We start from the raw sequence: 20,652 nt of genomic DNA, 5'->3' as shown, positions 1-20,652 counted from the left end.
GTCCCGCCCGTCCGTTTTGGACGGGCGGGACGCCCATCCCACTTTCAAGAGTGGAAGTTATTTAATTCTCATCCCTAAGAGAGTTAATTTATAGCAGGCAAGATTTATTTAATTTGCAACAGCATTTAACCTTTGTGCTGTAAAATGTAGCAGTTCTCAGTTGCCGACTATATAGTAGGGACTTACCGAGGGCATATTTTCGTGTGGGCGATCGGCTAAAATCCATGATAAATCTCGTTCTTAGCAAAGTCTCGATTAATAAAAATAATGCAACAGTAGGCTCGTAATCCAAACCCATACAAAATAAGCCATTCCCAATTATAAAATCGCAAATCTAAAATCTAAAATCTAAAATGGTATGACTTTCATCTCCCTTCAATATGCCCTGTTTTTGTTAGTTTTGTTCGCGGCTTACTGGTTGGTTCCGGTGCGGTGGTGGCGGCTGTTCATCATGTTAGCGGGTAGTTTAATTTTTTACGCTTCGCTGCAAATTTGGTACATTCCTCTGCTGTTAGTCGGTGCTTTGTTTAATTACTGCTTGGCGATGGCGATTGGGGAACCTCTGGATTGGCGGATTGCTAATGAATCTTGGAACCGCCGCCGTTTGTGGCTGCTGTGGATAGGCATCTGTCTGAATGTGTTGCTGCTTCTGGGCTTTAAGTATGTGCCTTTTTTATTGAGTTCGATCGGCACTTTGTTCAATTGGCCTGTAGCTATCGACGGGGCTGACTGGGTGAAAAGTCACGTCATCGCACCCCTGGGATTGAGTTTCTTTTGCTTTGAGTGCATTGCTTATTTGATTGACGTGTACCGAGGCGCGCCTGCTGCTACTTCGCTGCTGCACTTTGCTGCTTACAAGTTGTTTTTTCCCAAACTGATTTCCGGCCCGATTACTCGGTATCACAACTTGATCTATCAACTGAAAACCCAGCAATTTCCGACGCCCGATCGCATTTCTGAGGGACTTTGGACGATCGCCTTTGGTGCAGTAAAAAAAGGTCTTTTCGCAGATAACTTGGGAATTTATGTCGATTTAAGCTTTACCAACTTGCAGCGGGCGGGTAGCGAGGATTTGTGGCTGGCTATTTTTGCTTACGGGCTGCAACTTTATCTCGATTTTAGTGGCTATGTTGACATGGCGCGCGGTACTGCTTTGCTGCTGGGTTGGTATTTGCCGCCAAATTTTGATTTTCCTTATTTTAGTGCCAGCATAGCTGATTTTTGGCGACGCTGGCACATGACTTTAGGTGATTGGCTGCGGAATTATTTGTATTTTCCTTTGGGGGGTTCGCGAGTCGGTTTGTGGCGCACTTGTCTGAATTTGTCGATCGTTATGTTAATTGCAGGAATTTGGCATGGTGCCGCTTGGGGATTTATTGTGTGGGGGGGTTTACACGGTTTAGCTTTGGCGGTTCACAGGCTGACTGATGTGCTGTTTAAGCGGTTGCGGATCGAGTTTTTGTGGGAAAATCCGATCGGGATTGCGATGGGTTGGCTGTTGACTCAGGCGATGGTTTTTGGTAGTTGGATATTTTTCCGCCTTCCCGATTTAAAGGATTCTGGATGGGCGATTTCGCATTTGTGGGGACACACTGCTGACGTGCAGTTTGCTGAGAAAGTTTATGGCGAAGTTTTGGGTTTGGAAAGAGTGCATTTAACTTGGATGTTGGCGGCTTTGGCTGCGGCGATGCTGGGGAATTATGCGTTGAGTCGGGGTTTGAAATTGGAGTTAAATTGGCCGATGAAATTGGTGTTAGTGCCGCTTTGTTTGTATGCGGTTTGGGTGTTGGCTCCCGAAGGCGGTTTGCCTTATATTTATTTTGATTTTTAGGGTATTATTAATTCGCCTTCTGAACAGGCTTTCCGGCCTGTTCCACAAGAAAATCTACTCTTTGTGGAACAGGCATCTTGCCTGTTCTTGAGAATGGTGCAAGATGTCAGTCGAAGTGATTCCCCGCTACCTATTAGTGTCAAATTAAGCTTTTTGTTCGCCAGTCCTCCCGCTCACCTAACAGTCCGCCAGGGAATGAATTCCCTGTCTCATAGCGAAAGTCCTCTCAAAGAGGACTGAAGAACTCATTAGTCCTCATAGCGAGGAATTTCGCTTTGATATCATTTCCGGTTACACCGGCATGATGTTGACGGTTGACGCCGTGAACAGTCAACAGTCAACAGTCAACAGTCAACAGTCAACAGTCAACAGTCAACAGTCAACAGTCAACAGTCAACAGTCAACAGTCAACAGTCAACAGTCAACAGTCAACAGTCAACAGTCAACAATCATCTCGATGAGTGCACCCTACAACTGATAAGAACACCAGTCACTCCAGCTACCTACATAAAGTTTAGCATCGGGAATTCCAGCGATTTCTAAAGACAGTAAATTAACGCAAGCCGTCACCCCGGAACCGCAATAAACAATAATTTCTTCGGCTTTTTCTAATTCTGTCCACCGCTGTTTTTGTTCGGATGCCGATCGCACTTTTCCAGTTTCATCCGTCACCCCTTGCCAAGGATAGTTAACCGCACCCGGAATGTGACCTGCAATGGGGTCGATCGGCTCCCGCAAACCTTGATATCTCTCGCTTTCTCGCGAATCAACCAAAACCTTTCCCGGCAAGTCTTTACGCTCTTTTACCGCCTCAATATCTACCGCCAAATCCGGCTGCAAGTGAGTAACAAAGTTACCCTCGCGGGAGTCTGGCAAAGTATTTGTTACCGGATAGCCCGCCGCTTTCCAGCCGCTGAAACCGCCGTCTAACAAAGCGACTTTGCTGTGTCCCATATATCGCAGCAGCCACCACAAACGAGCGGCAAAAGCCAGACGCGAATCGTCATAGGCGACGACTAAATTTTCTGGTGAATTAATGCCGATCGCGCTCAATTTCTCAGCTAATTCTTCAATATTTGGCAGCGGATGTCTGCCGCCGTGTTTGCCCACTGAACTCGCGAGATCGCGGTTTAAATCTAAATAGAAAGCTCCGGGAATGTGACTTTCTTGATATTGTTTTTGTCCCAATTCAGGGTCGGCAAGGGAAAAACGACAGTCAATGATTACAACTTGCGGATTGTCGGTATTGGTGGCTAACCATTCAGGAGAAACGATTAAAGTGTTGTCAGTCATAATTATTCACATCTATGTTTTAACATCTATCGGGAAGGAGCTTTTTTCTCTGGTTCTGCTTTGTCGGAAGGAGATTTCTTAGAAGTTGCTTTCTCAGAAGCTCTATTTTCAGAATTGGATTTTTTAGGAGTAGCTTTTTCCGAAGTTTCTTTGGGCGAATTAGATTTTTTAGGAGTAGCTTTTTCCGAAGGTGATTTTTCGGCTGGTGCGGGAGTTGGAGTTGGCAGAGGGGGAGTTACTGCTGCTTCTTGAGCGTAAAGCAGATATTTCTGATACTCGATTACTTTTGCTTGAGCTAGTTGATGGTTGGGGCTAGAGACTGGTACTCTTCTCATTAATGATACCGCTTCTTGCCAACGATCGGTAACTGTAGTCCAATCTTCCTTTGTTTTTGCCGATCGGCCTAATTCTGCTGCTTTGAGTGCGCTGTTAACGGCTTCTCGAAAAGTATCTGGTGCAGTTGCTAAATTGGCTGTTTCATCAAGATTCTCCCCCGCAGTTGCTGTCGGCTGGTTCAAAATTTTACCGACAAACGCCGCCACGGCGATCGCCAACATACCCGTTACCAGCCCAACTACAATGAAAGTCGATCGCAGCCGATTCTCAAATGCAGCAAGTTCCGGCTGTTTCTCCTCCTCAATAATATTATTCTCCATCTCTGTGCGGTTCTCTATATTAGCAACCCCAGTATTTGGTACAGCTTCTCCTGCAAACGTCTGTCGTTCCAAAGTGCTGTTCTCCAAACTAAACTCTTGACTCCAAGCAGCAGCAATTTGACCGCTTTCTCGACCCTCAATCTTCACTTTGCGAATCGAATCCGGCTGCAAATTCGTCAGCTCGGTGCGGACAAAATCAACTAATGTATTTTCTCTGGGTACCTGCTCGGCCTCAAGAATTACATCCAAACAGTCGCCGTCGAGATTCGCGGAGGCGGTGATGCCTTCAGATTGCAACTGGCTATTGAGCCAAGATGCGATCGCAGTGGCGAGATTTCCCTGCTTGGCAAGTTCCTGAAAATTAAGCTCTGTCATAGCTGGACACCTGATAACGCAGAAGATAGAAGGTAGAAGGAAGAAAAAATGAAAAAGTCAGAAAGAGTTTTTTGGAGTTGAAAACACAATAACTGAAATTCAACAAATAGTATAATGTATCGTGGCAAATCCCAGCCCAAAGATGCAAATTATCACTCTCGCTAGCCCTGGCATCCCTTGGGGCAGGACTTGCATTGCTTACTAAAACCATAATTCAGGTTTTTGGTGAGGAATGCAAGTTCTCTGACTCAGCCGTCAATCGATTGCGCGATTTTAGATTTTAGATTAAAGAATTGAAGCATTGACTTGCGCGAGGTAAATACGTTCGGCAAGTTTCATCGGATACAGGTTTTTTATTTCTGGACGGATGAATCACGTGGCGGGTATCCTGGATGCTTGATTGTCAAATACTGCGGCTGCAACGGGTTTTTGATACCGGGCGCACCAGTCCAGATATTGCCAGCATCGCCCCTACAACCAGCATCCGGCTGGAAAAAACCTCGATCCCGCGGATGCGAGATGGCAAATTTGAGATGAAAAATTTGTGCGATCGCAGTGCCATCGGCGGACAGCGAGTGATATCATCAGTTAGTCAATATTCAAGTTTTTATAGCAAATAACTCGATCGCACAATGGTAGCAATAGCAATTTTAGCTGCTGGACGCGGCACGCGCATGAAATCTGACTTGCCTAAAGTTCTACACGAATTGGCCGGTCGATCGCTAGTTGAGCGAGTCCTCCAAAGTTGTCAAGAAATTCAAATTACCAGGCGACTTGTCATCGTCGGTTATCGAGGCGAACTCGTTAAAGAATCCCTGATTCGAGGTCAAGAAATATCAGGGAAAAATCCTCAATCTCCTCCCCTAGAATTTGTCGAACAAACCGAACAATTGGGAACCGGTCATGCCATCCAACAATTGCTGCCTCACTTAGAGGGATTTCAAGGAGACTTGCTCGTCTTAAATGGGGATGTACCTTTACTGAGGGCAGAAACTATCAAACAATTGATGGCCATTCACAAACAGCATCAAAACTCTGCTACTTTATTGACAGCTAATTTGCCGAATCCTCAAGGGTACGGTCGAGTATTTACTGACAGTCAAAACTTAGTCCAGCAAATTGTCGAACACCGCGACTGCACACAAGCTCAAAAGCAAAATCACCGAATTAATGCAGGTGTTTACTGCTTTCACTGGCCGGATTTAGAGAAAATTTTGCCAGAATTGAAGGCAGATAATGACCAAAAAGAATATTACCTAACTGATACGGTAAATTTCCTCAGTCCGGTGATGGCGGTGGATGTGGAAGATTATCAAGAAATATTGGGAATTAACGATCGCAAACATTTAGCTACAGCTTGCGATATTTTGCAAACGCGGATAAAGGACAAGTGGATGACGGCAGGAGTCACGCTGCTCGATCCCAACAGCATCACCATTGACGATACAGTAGAGTTGCAGCCGGATGTGGTAATTGAACCGCAAACTCACTTGCGGGGAAATACTTCGATCGCCTCCGGGAGTCGCATTGGCCCCGGCAGTTTGATCGAAAACAGTCAGATTGGGGAAAATGTGACTGTGCTTTATTCGGTGGTTTCTGACAGTATGGTTGCTGAAAATTCGCGAATTGGCCCTTACGCACATTTGCGGGGACACGCAGAAATTGGGGCTAACTGTCGCGTCGGCAATTTTGTAGAATTGAAAAATACTCAAATAGGTGATCGAACTAATGTCGCTCACTTGTCTTATTTAGGCGACGCGACTTTGGGAGAAAAAGTCAACATCGGTGCTGGGACAATTACGGCGAATTATGACGGAAAAAACAAGCACAAAACTCAAATAGGCGATCGGAGTAAAACGGGTTCTAACAGCGTGCTGGTTGCACCGATAACTTTGGGGGAAGATGTTACTGTAGCGGCGGGTTCTGTGGTGACAGAAGATGTGCCGAATGATTGTTTAGTAATTGCCCGTTCCCGGCAAGTTGTCAAACCAGGTTGGCAGTTGAAAGAACCTAAAAAGTGAACGATTGTTCACTTTTTAGATGATGAGTTTCCACCCAATCGCGAGTTTCGCACTGGATACCAAAGAAACCGGGTTTTTATAGCGGAAGCGATCGCACTCTCGAAGAGATTTTGGTGAAAAACCCGGTTTCTGCGTAAGTCCGCAACCTTGAGAAATCGGGTCGATCGCGATCGGCTATTTTTGGTTATTTTGCTGGTGCAGATAGTTGTTAATCGCTTTGGCGATTTTTGCTTGCTGGTATGGGTTCATGGTGCGGGGTAGGGAGATGCGAGAGCCTCCACAAACTAACAGTCTGACTTCGTACCAAATATCATGATCCCGATCTTTTGTGCGATCGACTTCCACGCCATAAATCTCGCACAGAGAGTATTCCATGACTTTACGTGCCAACAAACCCCGCTGTTTAACAGTCAAGGTGTTTAAAGTTTCATCGAAGCTGTAGATTTCATTATTTCTCAAGACGATCGCTGCGATTCCTGCGAGCAAAAATATGCCTCCTGTCCATCCCAACCAGTGATCGTCTTGGCTTAAGCGCAGCAAGCGATTTTTTGCATTTTTAACAAAAAAATTGATGTCAGAAGCCACAGCGTCTTGGGTTCCCCAATTAGTGGAGTTAGCAGTGAAAGGAACAGTGCCAACAGAAGTCAAAAGTACAACTCTGGTTTTATAGCCGCATCTTTCAACTTTAGCTCCCCGCAAAGAAGCAAGCTCAATTTCTTTGATGTTCGACCCCAGTAAATTCGATCGCACAATCTGGCATTTTCCTTGTTTTGCCTGCAATCGCTGGCAGCTCAGACTTGCTGCATGATAGTCAAAAGTCAGCGAGATCAGTCCCAATGTCATGAATAAACAACTAGGGAACCAAAAATCAAATATACTTTGAGTCTGAATTATTAATTCACTTGCTGTTTGCTTGATTATTTTCATTTATCTCACCCTTAAATTCCCAAAATGATGTTACAGATCGCCTTACTAACCCCGATCGGCCGAATTGTTAACTTATATATTATTTGAAGTCGTCCTCTGCCATGACCCCTCTTATTTTGGTAATACGTTAGCACTAAAATGTCTGACCGACAACAAAGGTCGCGAGTTTACCTGCGGCTGGGTTTAAGATAGCTTTCCGTGATTTAAAGTAGATGAATCTTAAAAATATATTAATTATGTTATGGGGAATGAAACGTTAGCTTCGCGTTCCGTAGGAAAGTAATCATCCAGGTGAGTACAGGTTTACATTTTGTTACATTGTCAAGCTTATTTGCGCCTATTTAATTATCGTTAAGCTAATCCGCATATAAATTCCCTGGTCAAATCAACTTTCACTCTTGTGGGGAGTAGGGGTTGGGCCCGAAAGCCCGCCCTCAACACAAAATTTAAATGCACAACAGCTTAGTTATGGATTTGGGCGATTCCCTACGGGAGAGCTAGGGTTCACGGATTTGTAGGGCAAATACATTGCTAAGCGTGCGATTATCGCTAATCGAGATATAGCTGCGAATCAAGTCAGCCATTTTGTATTGTTCTGTTAGTGAATAGCTTCTTAAACAGATGATATCGCCCCCCAACATCCACAAATCAACATAATAGCTACGATTTCCCTCGCTATCTCCTATTTCCTCTAATTCCACCGCAGAAATCTCCCGAGTTGAGCATTCGGTAACATCATGAAGCCACACACCCCGTCGTTTAATGGTCATTTTGCTAAAAATTTTATCAAAAATGTATGTTTCATCTATCGCGCCGTCCAACAAAGACAGCGAAAACAACAAAAATATACCTCCACCTATCCAATTTGATGCTAAAATAATCTGCAATAGTCCAATGACGATGAAGGGAGAAATTAATAGCAAACCATCCCAGGCGCTCGCAGTTTTAATTGTTAGTTGAGTCGGTGTTTGGTTGAGAATTTTCATTAGTTTAATTTTTGAGTTTAAAAACAATGTGAATTACTTATAGCCTTTCGAGCTCTCATATGAGGTACGACTGGCCTCCGTGGCCTCCGTGGCCTCCGTGGCCTCCGTGGCCTCCGTGGACATACCTCACCACGCTTGAGAACCGCTATATATAGCAATCCTTGCAGGAGTCGTAAATTTTTGACCCCACCCCAACCCTCCCCTTATCAAGGGGAGGGAGTAAGAAATTTACAAATGACTTAGGATTGCTATATATCAATACAGTTCACTTAAGACCGATCCCCCCTAACCCCCCTTAAAAAGGGGGGAACAAGAAAGCTCTTAAAGTACCCCTTCTTAAGGGGGATTTAGGGGGATCTCCGAGCATAAGGAGTCTTAAGTGAACCGTATTGGGCTATATATCCGCTGTAGGCAATTTTTAATGCACGGATTATTATTTGACATTGCTTTGGACGATCGCACTTTTGGTGTTATAAGCAGCCTTGACAGCATAAGCATCGCCCGGACGTACCTGTAAAGCTTTGTTAAAATTGATTAAAGCGGTTTGATAGTCTCCCTGCCCGAAGTAGATATAGCCGAGTTTCATAGATTGTTTGAAGTCATTTTTGGGAGCAGCAACAGAAGCAGAATTAGGCTCAGCAACAGGTGCTGCGGCAGCAGGAAATGACTCGAAAGCAGGAGATAACTCTTGATAGGGTGATGGAGAAGTGTTGAAACCAGAAGCAAAAGAAGAAGGCGATTGCTCGTTATATCCCTGCTCTACATTAGGCCCAGAGTCAGAGGTTTTTACAAAATTTTTGCCATAAAATACTGAAGTAGTAATGCCTCCCAATACAAACATTAGCAATCCAGCACATTGAATTAAGAATGTTTTTCTGATGGTTTGATTCCTCCAATTCTTGATATAAAAAACCAATGAGGCAAAGGGGACAAGTAAGTAAAGCACTCCCCAAATAGTTTCCTCTCCAAAAGCTTGAACTAATCCCCAAAAATAGCCAACAAGACTTAAAACTAAACCTAGGATGAAAAATAAGCCGATCGCAATTCCAGGCATTTTCTATTTCTCCGATTGATGTATAGTTATTTTGCCAACTGTAAAGGAACGGATTTTCTATCTGAAACTCTTTCCCCTGTTTGCTGTGTTAAAAATAGATTAGCGGTGAAAACAGTTCGATCGCGCACAGCCAATGTTAGGATTTTGGTTAGGAATTTGACTAGGAACTCGATCGCGACTGCCGCAAATGATACCCTCTACCCTCGATCGACCCGAAGAACCATTTGCACGCGCAAGCAAAGGCTGGGACATCCAAAAGCTTTACACCGACTTGGCCAATGCCAAACAAGAATTCGCCCCCCACACCAGAAGAGGGCTGACACCTGTAGAAAAGCGCCATCTCTGCGGCTTGCTGTGCGGCTACAGCCCAGCGGAAATTGCGGTATTTCTCAACAAACAAATCAAAGGTGTCGAAGTTGACTTGTCAAAAACTTTGTACCGATACATAGAATTATTGACAAATCGGCCCCGAAATGCTCTCAAAAATTGGAGAGATGCGATCGACTGGCTGGAAATAGCCGGATATAAAACGCAGCCAAAAACCTCAACCGGCGCCATCTTAAAAGCCACTCTCCACCATTCAGACAGGATTTTGTCTGCAGCTATCAGTCCCGACGGACAATTCCTCGCAACGGGTTCTGAGGACAGTACAGTGAAAATTTGGAGTTTGCACAGCGGCGAACTGCAGCAGACGATTTTCGGACATTCAACAGCGGTATTGCTAGTTGCTTTCAGCCCCGCCAGCAAAACACTGCTGACACGATCGCGCGCGGGCACAGTCAAACTCTGGAACCTGCAAAACGGCGAACTGCTGAAGCGTTTGGCAGACGTACACCGCCACGAATCCGTCGCCGTCAGCCCCGACTGGCAAATTTTGGCGATCGGCACCACCTGCGGCACAATCAAGCTTCAGCACCTCAACAGCGGCCAACTGCTGCAAGTTTTGGAAGGCTATCAAGGGGATGACATAAGTGCGATCGCCCTGAGTCCCAACGGCAAAATGCTAGTAGCCAGCGGCCTCAATGCAGCCAGCGGTTTCTGTCGCGCCACAGTCACCTTGTGGGAATTGCCGGGAGGCGAAGTGAGACGAACATTTGGCAGCGAAAATTATGTAGCGATTTCTCCCGATAGCCAAGTTCTTGTCAGTCACGGCGGCCAAACTATCAAACTGTGGAATTTGCAAACAGGCGAATTATTGCATTCGCTGCAAACAGGAATTCGGATCACTTCCGCCGCCGCAATTAGCCCTGATGGGAAATACTTTGCAGTGGGGTGTTTTGACGGTACTGTTAGACTTTGGAATTTTCGCGGCGAATTGCTGCACACTTTAGATGGACATTCTAGCCCTGTGTCTGCGGTGGCGATCGGGCTTTTGGGCGAAAGTCTCGTCAGCGGCGGGGAGAATGGTACTGTTAAACTTTGGCAACTGCGGATTGAAGATTAGAGAGGTGACGGGCGATGATTAAATTATTGGAGTATAATTGATTTAAGGTTTTTTAGAGGGGCCCAGACAATGCAACTGCCAGAAGAAAGAAATATTGCATTGAAACAGAAGCGTCTGGCAGAACTCAAACAGAAAATTGCTAGTGGCACCGAGCAAATTGCTCAGGGAAAAGTAACTGATGGTGAATTAATTTTTACCAGATTGCAGGGAAAAATTCGCTCAATTTCTGAGTCTAAGGAATGAGGACACGGCAATGCCGTTTCCTAGCCCAAAATCATAAATCTTCCTCGCTTTTTATGTAAGGATCGCCAGATTAATTGTATGGAAAGGGCACGGCGCCCTGTCCTGACTGTGGGTAATATTAATTCTGATGGCACCGGATTTGATATAAAACTAACGCCGAGCGAGATACCCGAATTATTCAAAAAGTCGGGTATCTGAACCGCAGACTGACAATTTATATCGCCCTTTTAAGCAATAAAAATCAGCGTTCCCTTGCTCATTTCCAAAGTATCGCCCATTTGCATACCGTTGTGAAAAGCACCTAAAATCACCTCGCTAGTTTTGCCGAAAGCGATCGCCCCGCTAGCATCAATTCCAATTGCGCCAAAATCCCGTTGACGTTCGTCAGCTTCAGCAAAAGAACGCTCAAAAGCAGCTTTCAAACTCAAACCATCCGTTACCCGAATCACAATTCGCGCGGCCAAACACTCGTCCATAATGTGCTCGCCAATCCCCGTACAGCTTACCGCCGCACTCCCTGCCGCGTAATTTCCCGCCGGCATCGCCGAGTCGCTAACCCGCCCAATCCGCTCAAAACCCTTGCCGCCAGTCGAAGTCCCAGCAGCCAAGCGTCCATGCACATCCAAAGCTACGACTCCGATCGTACCCACACCGGCCGGTTCGGCAACCACGTCAGCCATTGCTTTACTAAAATTGCCTTGGCGTTCCTGCATCCACTCGTGCAAACGCAAATCCGTCATCGGATCGTAAATCGGCAAGTGAAGTTCTCGCAGCAATTCTGCCGAACCAAAATCAGAGAGAACCCGATCGTCCGAAGTCTGCAAAAATTTAGCAAGTTCGATCGGATTTTGAACGCGAGAAACATTTATCGCCCCGCTGAAACGCTGCATCAAACCGTCCATCAGCGAAGCACTCATCCGAATTTGACCGTCCGACTGCACCACAGAACCAGTACCGGCATTGAATCGCGGGTCATCTTCCAACAATTGGCAGCCCCGCACCACTGCATCTACGGCACTTGCACCGTCTTTCAGCAGCGGATAAACTTCCTCCAAAACATCGTAAAGCGATTTCCGCACCGCCTCAATTCCGCCTTTACTGTGTAGAGAACTGCCGGCACCGCCGTGAATAACTAGCTTTGGTTGCACTTGTTGCGATGCCATAATTTATAACCTAATAACCTAAAATTTTTCCTTTGCAATCTTAGCTTTGTTCGAGCAACTTGCTCTAAATTCTTAATCTTGAGCCGCCAAACGGCGGCGACGACATCGTTCGGAGCAGTATTTGACCTCATCCCAGCAGTCGGCCCATTTTTTGCGCCAAGTAAAAGGTCGATCGCACACTGGGCACATTTTTGTCGGTAAATCAGATTTCGATCGTTGCTTTGCCATGCTAATTTTGACAAGAGATTAACTAATTCACATCTTGTACCATTTTTATGAACAGGCTTTCCGGCCTGTTCCACAAGAGTTAAATTGGATTGTGGAACAGGCATCTTGCGATTATGAACAGGCTTTCCGGCCTGTTCCACAAGAGTTAAATTGGATTGTGGAACAGGCATCTTGCGATTATGAACAGGCTTTCCGGCCTGTTCCACAAGAGTTAAATTGGATTGTGGAACAGGCATCTTGCCTGTTGCTGAGGAAACAACCCGCATCTTGCCTGTTGTTGAGGCCTGTTCCACAAGAGTTAAATTGGATTGTGGAACAGGCATCTTGCCTGTGGCTAAGGAAAAACCTACTTTCTGCCAAACACCTCCCAAAATAAAAATGCTCGAAACGGCCGGCGCCAACATCCGAATAGTCTTAGTCGAACCTGCAGGCCCATTGAATGTGGGTTCTGTTGCCCGCGTCATGAAAAATATGGGTTTGCACCAATTAGTTTTGGTAAATCCCCAATGCGATCATTTAGGGGAAGAAGCCCGACTGATGGCAGTTCGCGCCGCCGACATACTCGAAACTGCCAAAGTAGTCGAGAGTTTGCCCGCTGCTTTGGTTGGGTGTGTCAGAGCGATCGCAACTACAGGAGATGATAGTCGATCGTTGCCAACACAACTAGAAGAACCCGCAGATGCCTTGCCTTGGCTCCTAGAAGCCCCCAGCGCCCTCATTTTCGGCCGAGAAGACTGCGGCTTGACCAATGCCGAATTAAACCGCGCTCAACGCCTGATCCGCATTCCCAGCAGCGATGCCTACACTTCCCTAAATCTCGCCCAAGCCGTCGCTATCTGCTGTTACGAACTATACAAGTCAGTTGTCAATTGTCAGTTGTCGGTTGCCAGTGGCCAGAAGGAATCGGCTCCCTTGGAAAATTTAGAGGGATATTACCAGCAACTAGAAACTTTGCTGTTAAAAATAGGATATTTGCAGCAGCACACAGCAGCAAGCCGGATGGAAAAATTTCGGCGTTTGTACAACAGAGCTTATCCGACAGTGGATGAAGTCGCCATGCTGCGGGGCGTCCTCCGCCAAACAGAATGGGCAATCAAAACTTACCCACGAGAGGCAAATTCTGATACTCTGGATGGGGCGTTGCCGGAAAATCCAACAGATAGCTAGGAGAACTTTCCTGTACCCACTTGTCACCTTCAAAACAGGGTTTCTTGACTAAAAACCTAAGCTTTGGGATAATTTGCGGGCAATAAACCCGGTTGCTGATACCATGCAGCGTCTGGGGTAAATCTAAAATCTAAAATCTAAAATCTAAAATTGATTGGCTGACAAGCTGAAAAATCTTAAACTTGAACTTTACAGTAGTGATGAAGGAGTAAGACGTGGCAGAGCGGTTTCCCAAAGGATCGATATTATCGGTGATATCCTCGATATCCTCTCCCAACTCCGGCTCAAAGCAGCCCAAGTCCGGCAAAGCAAGTCAGTCTGGCAACTCGGGCCGCCGTCGCCCTCGGCAACCGCAAAACGGCAATTCAGAAATTCGATCGCCCGAACCTGCGACTTTGCCACCGCAACAAAGCCGCGGCAGCAGAATTGGAGCTAATTCTCCCACATCTTCGGAAGAATTTACCACACAAGACTTTTTATCCGATCCTCGATCGGCAATTAACCCCAGAAAACCCAGAACCAGCAAAACTCCGCAGTCGAAGACTCGCCAACCAGGCAAAAAAGGCCTCGCTGCTGTCGATATGTTCGAGTTTCCCGATCCGAATCTGGATCGGGAAAATGTGAGTTCGATCGCCAGCAATCCCAACAGCCAGAGCCAAACTGCCACTCCCCCTGCAACCCGTGGAAGTCTTCCCAGTTCGCCCCCAGTTCGCATTCTAGACACGGTAATCCCCCCAGATGCCAAAAAACCCCCCGTGCCTAAACCGCGCCCAAAAGCGAGTCAGAGACCGGGTAAACGCTCTGCACCTCGGAGCGTGCCCCCATTGGTGTACGCTACTCGCTTGCTGATTTTGGGAGTTGGGATAGCGGTGATTTGCGGTACGCTGCTGTCGGTGGTAAATGCCGTTAGTCGAGCATCAACTGTAGCGACAGAAGAACAAACCACCGCAGGGCAGAAAAACCCAGCCGATAGCGCATCCGCAGCATCCGCAACCCCAGAAGTGCTGCAACTGAATCAAGAATTAGGAGCTTTAAAAACCCAAGTTCAGGTTTTAGCAACAGAAAATCCTAGTTTGACAGCCGGAATATTTTTAGTCGATTTAGATACTGGAAGCTACCTAAATTTTAATGGCGATACTGCTGTTGCTTCAGCTAGCACAATTAAAGTGCCAATTTTAGTAGCTTTTTTCCAAGCAGTAGATGAGGGGAAAGTGCAGTTAGATCAGATGCTGACGCTGAAGTCCGAACACATTGTCGGCGGTTCTGGGGATATGCAAGACGACTCTCCGGGTAAGAAGTATTCGGCTTTGGAAGTTGCCCAAAAGATGATTGTTGTCAGTGACAATACGGCGACAAATATGATGATTGAGTTGTTGGGAGGTGCTGAGGTTTTGAATCAGCAGTTTGCAAATTGGGGCTTGAGTACCACGGTTCTGCGTAATAATTTGCCAGATTTGGAGGGAACTAATACTACCAGTCCGAAGGATTTGATTAATATCATAGCCCAGATCGATCGGGGTAATTTGGTATCGGTGAAATCGCGCGATCGCATTTTGCAAATTATGCGCCAAACTAGAAATGATTCTTTGCTGCCGAAAGGTTTAGGCGAAGGTTCAGTTATTGCTCACAAAACCGGCAACATTGATACAATGCTTGCGGATGCGGGGATGGTGGATTTGCCGAACGGTAAGCGTTATTTGGTGGCGGTGATGGTGAAGCATCCGCCGGAAACGGAAAAGCCAGCTCAAACATTGATTCGGGAGATTTCTCGGATGAGTTACCGCTATTTGTACGGTGGGGAAACGCCAGCAGATTCACAAGTGAAAATTAAAAATTGAAAATTTAACCGGGTTTTTTCGGGCAAGTGTTGTAGACTTTATCAAACTATAAATCAGTTTGTATTATGAAACTAAACATTCGACTTGCTTGTCTGGTAGCGCTTTCAACTTTAGCTGTTGGAGTCTCCCCCGCCTTGAGCAATCCTGCTCCTGAATATCAGACCGATGGCGTGAGAGTGATTAACAATAATATCGAACTCAATCGGGCAAAAAACTTAGCCCGTCAAGCAGCAGAAATTGCTAATGGGGGTTTAGGCAACTATCGAGCTGAAGCTTCTATGCACGGTACTTCTAAGGAATCGCCGTTTGTTGACAATGGGGATGGAACTTGGACTTTTACTTTTAAGGGTAACAAGCCTGGTTCGTCTGTCTATACTGTAGAAACGGTTGTTACGGTTTCTCAAGATGGGAGGGTGAGAGTCGATTACAATGGGCAAATTCGCCAGTTATCTCCATTGTGAACAACTGTGCAAATATCGGGCTATGCAGCTTCAATACCCCGATCGGGATTTAAGTTAACGGCATTTTTTCCCTTTGTTACAATCAAGGGAATTCCCCTCCTCACATCAGCACTAATGCAAATTATCCTAGAAGTTCCCGATATCCTCGGCGAAAAACTACAACAATTGGGCGATCGTCTCCCGGAAGCCCTGGATCGCGCACTTCGGGAACTCGCCCCCGCAGAAACCATCTCCTACCAAGACGATCGCCAAATCGTCGAAGTGCTAGCCAGTCAACCCAGCCCAGAAGAAATCCTCGCCATCCGCCCCACACCTGCGTTGCAAGCCCGCATGAGCGAACTGCTCTATCGCAATAAATCCGGCACTATTTCGGCCAGAGAGGAAGTCGAACTCGATCGCTATTTGCTGTTAGAACATTGGGTGCGTTTAGCCAAAGCTCACGCCTACAAACGCTTACAGACAGAAGCATGAGTTATGTACCAGCCACTCTGCGTCGCGTCGTGACCCAACGCGCGGGAGAGCAATGCGAGTATTGTCGATTTCCGCAAACGGCTTCACGGAAATTCCAGGAACCGGAAAGGGATTAAACACTCGCGACTGCTAACTGTTCAGCAGCCTCTTTCTCGTTCATCTCGTCGAGTTTCTGCCAAACTTGCTGCATCAATTCATCCAATCCAAGTCTACTAACGGCGGAAATCAACAAAACAGGAGCGCCGCTAATTTCTTGAAGTCGGCTGGTTAAATTACCGATTTCTTCGCTTTCGAGGTCGATCGCATCTACCTTATTAAAAGCCAAAATCTGCGGTCGATCGGCTAAACCACGCCTGTAAGCCTTCAATTCTTCCTGAATTGTGACATAATTGGCGATCGGATCTTCATCGGTAATATCGATCAAATGCAGCAGCAACCGAGTCCGCTCAATGTGCCGCAAAAACTCGTAACCCAAACCCGCGCCTTCGTGCGCCCCCTCAATCAATCCCGGAATGTCTGCAAACACCGTACCGTCGCCGCTGGGTTTTCTGACTACGCCCAAATTGGGGACTAAAGTTGTAAACGGATAATCTGCTATTTTGGGGCGGGCCGCAGATAAAGCGGAAATTAAGGTGGATTTGCCAGCATTCGGCATCCCCAGAATTCCGACTTCAGCTAATAGCTTCAATTCCAAACGCAAAAATTTGTGTTCTCCTTCTTTTCCCGGCATCGCATAATCTGGAGCGCGGTTAGAATTGGTCAGAAAACACTTATTCCCCAAACCGCCTTTGCCGCCTTTAGCTACGCAAAAAGTCTGTCCGGGCGTCACTAAATCTGCTAAGATTGCCTGAGTTTCCGCGTCGTAAACTACTGTACCGCAGGGAACTTCGATCGTGCGATCGTCCCCACCGGCACCGGTCATATTTTTCGGCGCGCCCCGCTTCCCGTCATCGGCTTTAAAAATCCGGTTGTACTGAAAATCTAGCAGCGTTTGCAGGCTTTCCACCGCTACCATATACACGGAACCGCCTTTGCCGCCCGTCCCGCCAGAGGGGCCGCCCGCCGGTACATACTTTTCTCTGCGAAAAGCTACCATACCGTCGCCCCCTTTGCCGGCTGCGACTTGAATATCTGCTCGATCGATAAATTGCATAATTTAGTCAGTTGTCAGTTGTCAGTTGTCAGTTGTCATATCATGTCCAATCGAGCGATTAAGAGGGCGGGTTTTTGAGATTGTCAATTATTGGCAAATATTTTTCGTGAACCCGCCCCTACCTTATTAGGGGTAATCGACCGGAAATGATATCACTTGTCATTGGTCAATTGTCAATTGTTAGTTGTGATTAGTCATTAGTCATTAGTTATTATACCAGATCCAAGTACCATATTGCTCTTTTTCTTTAGCCCGGGTCGGCGGACGACAGCCAAGTTTAGTGGCTATTTACAGTTTCCGGAAAAATATAATTTTACCTATTGTGAAAAGTAGTGCTGAGCGAGAGATTGTAGGCGAGCATCTGTAGGGAAACGGCAATGCCGTGTCCGGCTCCTAAATCGACGAGTTTTAATAATTTGTATAAGCTTGAGGATTGTACCAAAACTTTTGTTGAATTAGTATTATCAAAGCAGATTTGAGATTAGCAGGACTCACGCACAAAAACTCAATAAACCCGGTTTTTCTACTGGGGCGGATGGGTGTAATGATGTTTTTTCGTAGAAAAACCAGGTTTTTGCGTTCAGGACTAATAGTAGTCATTGGTTAATAGTTACAATCATTAATCCAAAATTTCACAAGAATGACTAATGACTAATGACTACTAACTACTAACTACTAACAATAAGACGATACATCTTCCTTACATTCATCTGCCAAATAGCAGAGAGCTCGAAAGCGCATCCCCACTAACTGTTCGTAAAGCGGGTTAATCTGGCACATCGCCGGAATATGGACGATTTTGTGACCAAATAACACGACATCTCGCTCAAACGGACACTGGGGCGGAATAATTTTACAGACAAAGTGTGCCAATTTGGGGTCGTGAATTTCCCAGCCGTCAAGCCAGTCTTTGACGGGTTGCAGGACATCTTTGTGGTGAGGTTTAGGTAGCCGAGATGAAAGGGGTGTTCCGGCGACGGGGGCGACATTGGCATCAAAGACTATTTGGCTGCTGGGCCCCTGCGGATCATCGCACTTGCTGTCTTCGATGGTGTGTCGCAGAGCTTCGATCGCCTCTACATTGTGCCCTAAAGCTGTGCAAAACTTAGAGATTACCTCGTCTTCGCTGAGCGAGTAGGTACCATCTGCCAAAGCTACCATGACTGCTGTCCTCAAAAAATCCTCGCCTTTAGCGGTGTCTTTCCCTAACACAGCGACTAATTCCTCTGCGGTAATGGGTTCAAAACCCTCCTCAAAAGATACCGGGTGTAGTTCATCCTGAGTTAGATGTGCAATCATTTTTTGCTCGTCTTCGTCAAAGTTGCCGTCTGCCCAAGCAATTGTCAGCAATCCCCGCAGCCAAGCAGTAATCTCTTCATTGGTGCAGGAAGATTTAGCGTTACTCATTAGCATTTCCACTTGGATGTACCAGTCAATTTGTTCGTTTACAGCGGACTCAATATTCCCCTCCCAATAATTTTTACTGGTTTTTTGGTCGATCGATGATCTATTTGTGGAAGGTTTGTGCCCGAAGATTGCTCCAAACGCTTGTAGTGGATGTGTTAAAAGCATATTTGTTTTTCAGCAGCATCGCTAACTAGCGAGCTAATCTATTGGTTAATCCTATTCCCTAAAAAGTCATCTATCGGGAGGAATAGGTTTGTTGAATTGATCTTAACTCTAGTTGCACCCATCAAGATGGCGATCGAATTTTATGCAAGCCCGATTGCCATTAGCCACCCAATTTTTCGCAAGAAATAAAAGGTTGGCAAGGGTTGGATCTAATCAGACACTGGGTTTGTCTCCCAGGGGCGATCGAACTTCGCTCTCTTTACATTTTAATATATATTTTTGTAAATTTTTGTGTCCCGGCTGGGCAATATTAACAGCGAGCCGGCTTTAAGCTGTTGAAATAAAAATATTTGAGGAAAATGTTACTGGCGGTTAACAGTTTTGATTGCTGTGTCCGCCTAGGAATGACAAAAGTTTTTAACTTCGGCGACACAAAATCCAGCGCAATTCCATTGGCGGGCGGGCGTTTGCCATCGGGAAGACATCTCGACCGGTGGCCCAACTGGGAAACCAGGGCGTCGGTGGCCAGGCTCCTTCCGGCAGGTGGTGGCGTTCATATTCAAACACCAATTCGTCGGATATTTGGACTAAGGGCAACCCTTCCATTGCGGTAGCGAGTTCTTGGGGGGTAAATAAAGTAGACCAAGAGAGTTGGGCAACTTGTCGCACGAGGGCATCTGGCTGGTAGTCGCCGACGGTTAAAAACGTGCTGAACAGCAATAGGCCTCCGGGAGACAGGGAATCGCACATTTTAGCGAGGAAAAGCCGTACTTGATCGTTGTCTCGAAAATGTGAGATGACTTCGGCGGCAACTGCTAACTGGTAGCGGGCAGGTTTCATCCGCATTAATGGGTCGAGCACATCGCCTTCAGTCACTGTCACGGGAAGGTTTTCGGCTGTTACTGCTGCTTTCAATTGTTCTGCAAAAGCTGGGGCTAGTTCGATCGCATCTACAGAATAGCCCAATCTCGCCAGGGGCAAGGTATTGCGGCCGGTACCAGCCCCCACGTCCAAAATCCGCACTCGATCGGGCGTGCCCAATTTAGCAGCCGTTGTCATCAATTTTGCGTCTGGATGAGAACCGAAAAGCGGAGGTTCTCTGGTGTCTACCCAGCTTTTATACTGTTCTCCAACTGTTGAGGTAGTAACAATGACTTTGCAGGCTAAACCGGTTTGTGGTGGCTGCACTGATTCGTATTGCAGGATCAGCATCGATGCTGTGGAGGTGCGGTAGCCTTGTTCTAACTTGGTGGCTAAAAGCTTGCTGAGTTCGTCTCTGCGGTCTTCGGGCAGGGGTCTGTCGAGAGTGCTGAATAGCTTTTCTATGGACTTGAGATAGTGGTTTAGCATTCCTGGGATGCAGGGGAAAATTAATTCTCCACGAGCGATGATGCGAGTATTAATTTTGTAGAGGATAGCTTGCTGGAGAATGTCGGGATTTACTACCAGCGGTAGCTGTTCGGTCTGGTCGATCGTACTTTCGGCGCCCATAGATTCCGCGAAGAGGTGATTAGCTGTTAGTTGTTAGCTGTTAGTTGTTAGTTATTTGTTATTAGTTATTTGTTATAACTCACATCTTGCACCCTTTCCTAGAACAGGCAAGATGCCTGTTCCACAAAGAGTAGATTTTCTTCTTGTGGAACGGGCATCTTGCCCGTTCAAAAGGCTGATTGAAAAGGGTGCAACATCTCAGTTATAACTCACATCTTGCACCCTTTCCTAGAACAGGCAAGATGCCTGTTCCACAAAGAGTAGATTTTCTTCTTGTG

General features: G+C 46.3%; 20 protein-coding genes. 10 read left to right on the top strand and 10 right to left on the bottom strand.

Annotation, left to right across the window (positions count from 1 at the left end):
• Nucleotides 1–358 precede the first annotated feature (358 nt).
• Nucleotides 359–1,831 (top strand): MBOAT family protein, encoded by a 1,473-nt coding sequence (locus QUB11_RS17250; protein ID WP_333204939.1) that lies wholly within the window; start codon nt 359–361, stop codon nt 1,829–1,831.
• A 322-nt stretch (nt 1,832–2,153) separates the two neighbouring features.
• Nucleotides 2,154–2,309 carry a hypothetical protein gene (locus tag QUB11_RS17245; protein WP_333391245.1) on the top strand — a complete coding sequence of 52 codons (156 nt, stop codon included), beginning with the start codon at nt 2,154–2,156 and terminating at the stop codon, nt 2,307–2,309.
• On the opposite strand, the gene QUB11_RS17240 is transcribed toward QUB11_RS17245, so the two are convergent.
• Nucleotides 2,300–3,124, bottom strand: a complete 825-nt coding sequence (locus QUB11_RS17240) for a sulfurtransferase (RefSeq protein WP_333204937.1) — start codon at nt 3,122–3,124, stop codon at nt 2,300–2,302. The genes QUB11_RS17245 and QUB11_RS17240 overlap by 10 nt on opposite strands.
• A 26-nt stretch (nt 3,125–3,150) precedes the next feature.
• A complete protein-coding gene (locus QUB11_RS17235; RefSeq protein WP_333204935.1) occupies nt 3,151–4,155 on the bottom strand; it encodes a hypothetical protein in 1,005 nt (334 codons plus the stop codon).
• 392 nt (nt 4,156–4,547) lie between these two features.
• Between QUB11_RS17235 and QUB11_RS17230 the strand changes: the two genes are divergently transcribed.
• Together QUB11_RS17230 and glmU are read left to right on the top strand one after the other, a co-directional pair.
• Nucleotides 4,548–4,775: a hypothetical protein gene (locus tag QUB11_RS17230; RefSeq protein ID WP_333204933.1), complete on the top strand. Its 228-nt coding sequence runs from the start codon at nt 4,548–4,550 to the stop codon at nt 4,773–4,775.
• 12 nt (nt 4,776–4,787) lie between these two features.
• Entirely contained in the window at nt 4,788–6,176 is a 1,389-nt protein-coding gene (gene glmU, locus QUB11_RS17225) for a bifunctional UDP-N-acetylglucosamine diphosphorylase/glucosamine-1-phosphate N-acetyltransferase GlmU (protein ID WP_333204931.1), read from the top strand.
• 174 nt (nt 6,177–6,350) lie between these two features.
• On the opposite strand, the gene QUB11_RS17220 is transcribed toward glmU, so the two are convergent.
• The 3 genes from QUB11_RS17220 to QUB11_RS17210 all read right to left on the bottom strand — a co-directional run bounded on the left by QUB11_RS17220 (nt 6,351) and on the right by QUB11_RS17210 (nt 9,143).
• Nucleotides 6,351–7,103: a hypothetical protein gene (locus QUB11_RS17220; RefSeq protein WP_333204930.1), complete on the bottom strand. Its 753-nt coding sequence runs from the start codon at nt 7,101–7,103 to the stop codon at nt 6,351–6,353.
• A 497-nt stretch (nt 7,104–7,600) separates the two neighbouring features.
• Nucleotides 7,601–8,089 carry a hypothetical protein gene (locus tag QUB11_RS17215; RefSeq protein WP_333204928.1) on the bottom strand — a complete coding sequence of 163 codons (489 nt, stop codon included), beginning with the start codon at nt 8,087–8,089 and terminating at the stop codon, nt 7,601–7,603.
• A 433-nt stretch (nt 8,090–8,522) separates the two neighbouring features.
• Nucleotides 8,523–9,143, bottom strand: coding sequence for a tetratricopeptide repeat protein (locus QUB11_RS17210; RefSeq protein WP_333204926.1), 621 nt, complete (start codon nt 9,141–9,143; stop codon nt 8,523–8,525).
• 187 nt (nt 9,144–9,330) lie between these two features.
• Between QUB11_RS17210 and QUB11_RS17205 the strand changes: the two genes are divergently transcribed.
• Nucleotides 9,331–10,587: a WD40 repeat domain-containing protein gene (locus QUB11_RS17205; RefSeq protein WP_333391242.1), complete on the top strand. Its 1,257-nt coding sequence runs from the start codon at nt 9,331–9,333 to the stop codon at nt 10,585–10,587.
• A 69-nt stretch (nt 10,588–10,656) separates the two neighbouring features.
• Nucleotides 10,657–10,830, top strand: coding sequence for a hypothetical protein (locus tag QUB11_RS17200; RefSeq protein ID WP_333391241.1), 174 nt, complete (start codon nt 10,657–10,659; stop codon nt 10,828–10,830).
• Between the two features lie 227 nt (nt 10,831–11,057).
• On the opposite strand, the gene QUB11_RS17195 is transcribed toward QUB11_RS17200, so the two are convergent.
• On the bottom strand, nt 11,058–11,993 hold the full coding sequence (locus QUB11_RS17195) for an isoaspartyl peptidase/L-asparaginase (RefSeq protein ID WP_333056878.1): 936 nt from the start codon (nt 11,991–11,993) through the stop codon (nt 11,058–11,060).
• The gene (locus QUB11_RS31300) at nt 11,963–12,457 is read right to left on the bottom strand and encodes a hypothetical protein (RefSeq protein WP_445300853.1); all 495 of its coding nucleotides are present in this window, start codon (nt 12,455–12,457) and stop codon (nt 11,963–11,965) included. Before QUB11_RS31300 ends, QUB11_RS17195 begins: the two co-directional genes overlap by 31 nt.
• Nucleotides 12,458–12,599: 142 nt before the next feature.
• Here QUB11_RS31300 and QUB11_RS17180 point away from each other — a divergent pair, with 142 nt between their 5' ends.
• From QUB11_RS17180 to QUB11_RS17165, 4 genes are all read left to right on the top strand, one after another.
• A complete protein-coding gene (locus QUB11_RS17180) occupies nt 12,600–13,388 on the top strand; it encodes an RNA methyltransferase (protein WP_333391237.1) in 789 nt (262 codons plus the stop codon).
• Nucleotides 13,389–13,603: 215 nt separating this feature from the next.
• The gene (locus tag QUB11_RS17175; protein WP_333391235.1) at nt 13,604–15,226 is read left to right on the top strand and encodes a serine hydrolase; all 1,623 of its coding nucleotides are present in this window, start codon (nt 13,604–13,606) and stop codon (nt 15,224–15,226) included.
• A 65-nt stretch (nt 15,227–15,291) separates the two neighbouring features.
• On the top strand, nt 15,292–15,687 hold the full coding sequence (locus tag QUB11_RS17170; RefSeq protein ID WP_333204915.1) for a hypothetical protein: 396 nt from the start codon (nt 15,292–15,294) through the stop codon (nt 15,685–15,687).
• A gap of 114 nt (nt 15,688–15,801) precedes the next feature.
• On the top strand, nt 15,802–16,158 hold the full coding sequence (locus QUB11_RS17165; protein WP_333391233.1) for a hypothetical protein: 357 nt from the start codon (nt 15,802–15,804) through the stop codon (nt 16,156–16,158).
• A gap of 112 nt (nt 16,159–16,270) precedes the next feature.
• On the opposite strand, the gene obgE is transcribed toward QUB11_RS17165, so the two are convergent.
• The 3 genes from obgE to QUB11_RS17150 form a co-directional block, all read right to left on the bottom strand.
• Nucleotides 16,271–17,311, bottom strand: a complete 1,041-nt coding sequence (obgE, locus tag QUB11_RS17160; RefSeq protein WP_333204911.1) for a GTPase ObgE — start codon at nt 17,309–17,311, stop codon at nt 16,271–16,273.
• 675 nt (nt 17,312–17,986) lie between these two features.
• The gene (locus tag QUB11_RS17155; RefSeq protein WP_333204907.1) at nt 17,987–18,883 is read right to left on the bottom strand and encodes a Mo-dependent nitrogenase C-terminal domain-containing protein; all 897 of its coding nucleotides are present in this window, start codon (nt 18,881–18,883) and stop codon (nt 17,987–17,989) included.
• Between the two features lie 417 nt (nt 18,884–19,300).
• Nucleotides 19,301–20,374 carry a class I SAM-dependent methyltransferase gene (locus tag QUB11_RS17150; RefSeq protein WP_333391231.1) on the bottom strand — a complete coding sequence of 358 codons (1,074 nt, stop codon included), beginning with the start codon at nt 20,372–20,374 and terminating at the stop codon, nt 19,301–19,303.
• Between the last annotated feature and the right edge of the window lie 278 nt (nt 20,375–20,652).

Origin of the sequence: Microcoleus sp. B6-A1, assembly GCF_036705085.1 — a bacterium.
GTDB lineage: Bacteria > Cyanobacteriota > Cyanobacteriia > Cyanobacteriales > Microcoleaceae > Microcoleus.
The sequence above is the reverse complement of the archived record's forward strand: the minus strand, read 5'-3'. Positions and strand labels throughout refer to the sequence as shown.